Annotated in this window: 4 protein-coding genes and 1 tRNA gene; all 5 read left to right on the top strand. The window is 63.4% G+C overall.

The window, feature by feature from the left end; all coding sequences use genetic code 11:
• The 5 genes from QZY67_RS11570 (at position 1) to QZY67_RS11550 (ending at position 4,223) form a co-directional block, all read left to right on the top strand.
• Positions 1–75: transfer RNA gene (locus tag QZY67_RS11570), tRNA-Glu, on the top strand.
• A 301-nt stretch (positions 76–376) separates the two neighbouring features.
• Entirely contained in the window at positions 377–754 is a 378-nt protein-coding gene (locus tag QZY67_RS11565; RefSeq protein ID WP_295370462.1) for an NAD(P)-dependent oxidoreductase, read from the top strand.
• Between the two features lie 187 nt (positions 755–941).
• The gene (locus QZY67_RS11560; protein ID WP_295370460.1) at positions 942–2,393 is read left to right on the top strand and encodes a recombinase family protein; all 1,452 of its coding nucleotides are present in this window, start codon (positions 942–944) and stop codon (positions 2,391–2,393) included.
• Between the two features lie 114 nt (positions 2,394–2,507).
• Positions 2,508–2,990 (top strand): methylglyoxal synthase, encoded by a 483-nt coding sequence (locus tag QZY67_RS11555; RefSeq protein ID WP_294535059.1) that lies wholly within the window; start codon positions 2,508–2,510, stop codon positions 2,988–2,990.
• Positions 2,991–3,020: 30 nt separating this feature from the next.
• Complete coding sequence (locus QZY67_RS11550; RefSeq protein ID WP_295370458.1) at positions 3,021–4,223, top strand: class I SAM-dependent rRNA methyltransferase; 1,203 nt, start codon at positions 3,021–3,023, stop codon at positions 4,221–4,223.
• The last annotated feature ends 386 nt before the right edge of the window (positions 4,224–4,609 follow it).

The following is a 4,609-nucleotide window of genomic DNA, read 5'->3' as shown; positions in this document are numbered from 1 at the left end:
GGCCCGTTGGTCAAGCGGCTAAGACGGCGGCCTCTCACGCCGCAAACGTGGGTTCGATTCCCGCACGGGTCACCATTTTCTTTCTCCTGAGAGAGGAAGAAAAGAAAGAGGACTTTGATAAAGTTTCTCTTGACAGTGAGAAGAAAATAGAATAAAATACTTTATCGTTGAAGAGAACGGTAAGGAGAAGAAAGTTGACGGAAGTTTCTTTTGCTTACTTTTCTTTTCACGAACACGGCAGTTAAGCTCACCTGCGCCGAAAATACTTGGCTGGAGACGGCCCGGGAAGATAGGTAATGCCAACACAAAGCGAGAAGCGGCAGACATGTGTCTGCCGCTTCTTTTCGTTTCTTGGCAGAGTGCGGAGCAATGCAAAATGCCCCATGCGGTACCTACTGCGGAGGGTGCCATTCAAATCGCCATGGAGGAACTGCCGATTACCATTCACGGCGCCCGGGTTCTGGTTATTGGTTACGGCCGGGTGGGCCGCATGACAGCGCAGCGGTTTCAGGCTCTGGGGGCCAGGGTCAGCGTGGCGGCCAGGAAATATGCGGATCTGGCCTGGGCGGAGAGCCAGGGCCTGGGCGTGGAGCAGACCGGCCGACTTTTGGGCTGGCTGTGCAGCTATGATCTGGTGATCAACACGGTGCCCGCCCGGGTACTGGGCGAGGCGGAGCTGGGGGACCTGAAGCCGGGCTGTCTGGTCATCGACCTTGCCTCAAAGCCCGGGGGGGTGGGCGAGGCGGTTGGATAAAAAGCAGACATAGAGATAGGGACACTCCGATAGAATGACAGTGAGGCCGAAATATGGGCCTGAAAGGAGGCGTCCGGCATGAAACGGGCGGAGACCTATCCTGTCATCTACCGGTATTCAGCGTCAGGCCCGACGCTGGAACATCTGCTGGCGGCGCTGGCCAGAGAGCGAAGGGAGGCGGGACGGCTTGACGGAGCCCAGGGTGGGGCTGTACCTCCGCCTCTCCCGCGAGGATGAGGAGGGCGCAGAGTCCCAGAGTATTTCCAACCAGCGGGAGTATCTCCGGCAGTATGCCGCGGACAGAGGGTGGACGGTGGCGGCGATCTACACCGACGACGGGTACAGCGGCACCAGCTTCAGCCGGCCCGGATTCCGGCAGCTGCTGGCGGACATTGAAGCGGGGAAAATTAACACCGTGCTGACCAAGGATCTGTCCCGGCTGGGCAGAGACCAGATCGGAACCATGTACTACTATCAGATCTATTTTCCACAGCGCCGGGTGCGATACATCGCCGTCAGCGAGGGCATCGACACCGGCGGCGGGGGAAGCGGGGAGCTGGTGCTCCCCTTTCTGGCTGCGGCCAACGACTTCTATACCGCCGATATCTCCCGCAAGGTGCGCGCCGCCCTGGAGGTGCGGAAAAGAAGCGGGCGCTTCATTGGAGCACAGCCGCCCATGGGGTACCGGAAGGACCCGGAAGCGCCGGGGCATCTGATTCCCGACCCGGAGACCGGACCGGTCATTGGACTGCTGTTCCGCACCTTCCTCTCCTGCGGCTCCGTCAGCGGCACGGCCAGGACCCTGACCGCCGGGGGTATCCCTACCCCCTCCCAGTGCAAAAAAGGGCCACAGAGCCGCTTCCCGGGGCTGTGGAGCGGCACCATGGTGCGCCGCATTCTGACCAACCCCACCTATGCGGGACACCTGACCCAGAACCGGGCCAGGAAGGTGGGATACAAAGTGGAAAAACGGGTGGCGCTGCCCAGGGAGGCGTGGATCGTGGTGCCCAACACCCACCAGCCCCTGGTGAGCCAGCAGGTCTTTGACCGGGTACAGGCGCTGCTGGCCGTGCGGAGCTACGCGCCCAGGACCGGGAGCGGCCATCTGCTGACCGGCCTGGCCTTCTGCGCCGACTGCGGCTCCCCCATGACCTATGTCAAGGGCAGAGGCGGGGCGTGCTACATGGTCTGCCAGGGCAGCAGGAGAGGGGGGTGCGCGTCCTCCCACTGCGTGCGGGAGGACGCCGTGATTGAGAGTATCCGCCGCCGGCTGGCGGAGCTTGCGGCGGGTACAGGACGCCGGGCAGCGCCTCCGCCCCTGAGCAAGCCCCGGCCGGAGGCCGGGGCTGCGGCCATGGCCCGGTGGACAGATGCAGCCGGGCGGCTGTACCGGGACCGGGCGGCGGGACTGCTGACCGAGGAGGAGTTCCGCGCCCTGCTGAATGAGGCCCGCCGGGCCAGAGCGGCGGCGGAGCGGTACAGGAGCCAGGCCGGCGACGCCTGTGAGGCAGCCCGGCAGGCGGAGACGCTGGAGCGGCTGGACCGGGACACCCTGACCGCCCTGGTGGAGCGGGTGGCGGTGCACCGGGAGAAGGCGCTGGAGGTGTTTTTCCGCTTCTGCCGGCCGGAGGCGGGGTGAGGGAGGCCCTTGTATTCCGCGGGGATTTATATTAGAATTTAGAACAGAGCAGCAAAAGCCGCGGGGCATGCCGTCTGAATGCGGCGGCCGTCGGGCGGGAAAACACAGGAGAGGATGAGTTCCATGAGAGACGAGACCTTTATCGAGCAGGTGCTGCCCGCCCAGAAGCGGATTGCCCTCATTGCCCACGACAATATGAAGAAGGAGATTATCGACTGGTGCCAGAAGAACCGGGAGATTCTCAGCAGGCACTTCCTCTGCGGCACGGGCACCACGGCCCGGATGATTGCCGACCGCACGGGCCTGCCGGTCTACGGCTATAACAGCGGCCCTCTGGGGGGCGACCAGCAGGTGGGCGCCCAGATCGTGGAGGGAAAAATCGACCTGGTGATCTTCTTCTCCGATCCCCTCACCGCCCAGCCCCATGACCCGGATGTGAAGGCCCTGCTGCGCATCGCCCAGGTCTACGACATCCCCATCGCCAACAACCGGGCCACCGCCGACTTTCTCATCAGCTCGCCCCTGATGAGCACCGCCTACACCCACTATGTCACCGACTTCAAGCAGGCGGTGTCCAGGCGGGCGGCCACCCTGTAAGGCGCCATTCCACAAAAGAGAGAGGTAACTATGGAGCAGGCAGCAATTCGGCTCAAGCGGGGGGAGGGCCGGTCCTTCAAGGCCGGCGGCCCCTGGATTTACGACAACGAGATCGGGGAGATTACCCCCGGCTGCGAGGACGGCGGCATTGTCCGTATTGAGGACTACAACGGCTACGTGCTGGGCTGGGGCTTTCTCAACCGGAGATCCACCATCGCGGTGCGGGCCCTGTCCCGGAGGGCGGACGCGGTGATTGACGAGGCATTTCTGGAGGCCCGGGTGCGGGCGGCGTGGCAGTACCGGAAGGACACGGTGGAGACCGACAGCTGCCGGGTCATCTTCGGCGAGGCGGACTTTCTCCCCGGCCTGGTGGTGGATAAGTTCTCCGACGTGCTGGTGGTGGAGTCCCTGGCTCTGGGCATCGACCGGCTGAAGGACACCATCCTCAGGGCCTTGGTGAAGGTGCTGGCGGAGGACGGCATCACCGTCCGGGGCATCTATGAGCGCAGCGACGCCAAGGTGCGGCTGAAGGAGGGCATGGAGCGGGTCAAGGGATTTTTATCCACACCCTTTGACACAAAGGTGGAAATTTCCGAGAACGGCGTGCGCTACCTGGTGGACGTGGAGGAGGGCCAGAAGACCGGCTACTTCCTGGATCAGAAGTACAACCGCCGGGCCATTCAGCCCCTGTGCCGGGGCAGGCGGGTGCTGGACTGCTTCACCCACACCGGCGCCTTTGCCCTCAACGCCGCTGTGGCCGGGGCCCGGGAGGTCATCGGCGTGGACGCGTCGGAGACCGGCGTGCGCCAGGCGGAGGAGAACGCCCGGCTCAACGGCGTGGAGGACCGGGTGAAGTTCCTGTGCCGGGACGTGTTCGACCTGCTGCCTGAGATGGATCGGGCGGGCGAGCGGTTCGGCGTGGTTATCCTGGACCCGCCGGCCTTTACCAAGTCCCGGGATTCGGTGAAAAAGGCGGTGCGGGGATACCGGGAGATCAACCTCCGGGGCATCCGGCTGGTGGAGAACGGGGGCTATCTGGCCACCTGCTCCTGCTCCCACTTCATGACGCCGGAGCTCTTCACGAATACCATCGCCCAGGCGGCCCGGGACGCCCGCCGCCGCCTGCGGCAGGTGGAGTACCGCACTCAGTCCGCCGATCACCCCATCCTCTGGGGGGCGGACGAGTCCTACTACCTGAAGTTCTACATTTTCCAGGTCTGCGACGACATGTGAATTAAGCCAGAGAGGCGCCCGCCGATAGCGGGCGCCTCAGCGTGTCGAAAAAACTCCCAGAAAAGGAAGCCTCGCAGAGTTCCGTCATCCGCAGATGACGGAATCAAATGAAAATCCGTCATTTTCGGGGACATGCGCCTCGAAAATGACACTTCGCATGAAATTTTTGCCGACAATTTCATCAGAAATCGAGGCGAAAATTTCATGAAGCTCCTTCGAAAAAGTGGCGGTAGCCACTTTTTCGACAGACTGAGGCGCCCGCCGATAGCGGGCGCCTCAGCGTGTCGAAAACCTCGGTTGAACAGAATCCGCCTGTGTCGGGGCGGGGGAGCGCGAGGGGGCAGCCGCCCGCCTCGCGTGGAATCGAATGCCCCGGAAGCCTTGCT

Source organism: uncultured Pseudoflavonifractor sp., from assembly GCA_904419835.1.
Taxonomy (GTDB): domain Bacteria; phylum Bacillota; class Clostridia; order Oscillospirales; family Oscillospiraceae; genus Pseudoflavonifractor.
This window is presented reverse-complemented; position numbering and strand designations above follow the sequence as displayed.

Bases quoted from the DNA above. Each gene is read 5' to 3' on its own strand.
- QZY67_RS11565 (WP_295370462.1), top strand. From the start codon at position 377: ATGCCCCATGCGGTACCTACTGCGGAGGGTGCCATTCAAATCGCCATG.
- QZY67_RS11555 (WP_294535059.1), top strand. From the start codon at position 2,508: ATGAGTTCCATGAGAGACGAGACCTTTATCGAGCAGGTGCTGCCCGCC.
- QZY67_RS11550 (WP_295370458.1), top strand. From the start codon at position 3,021: ATGGAGCAGGCAGCAATTCGGCTCAAGCGGGGGGAGGGCCGGTCCTTC.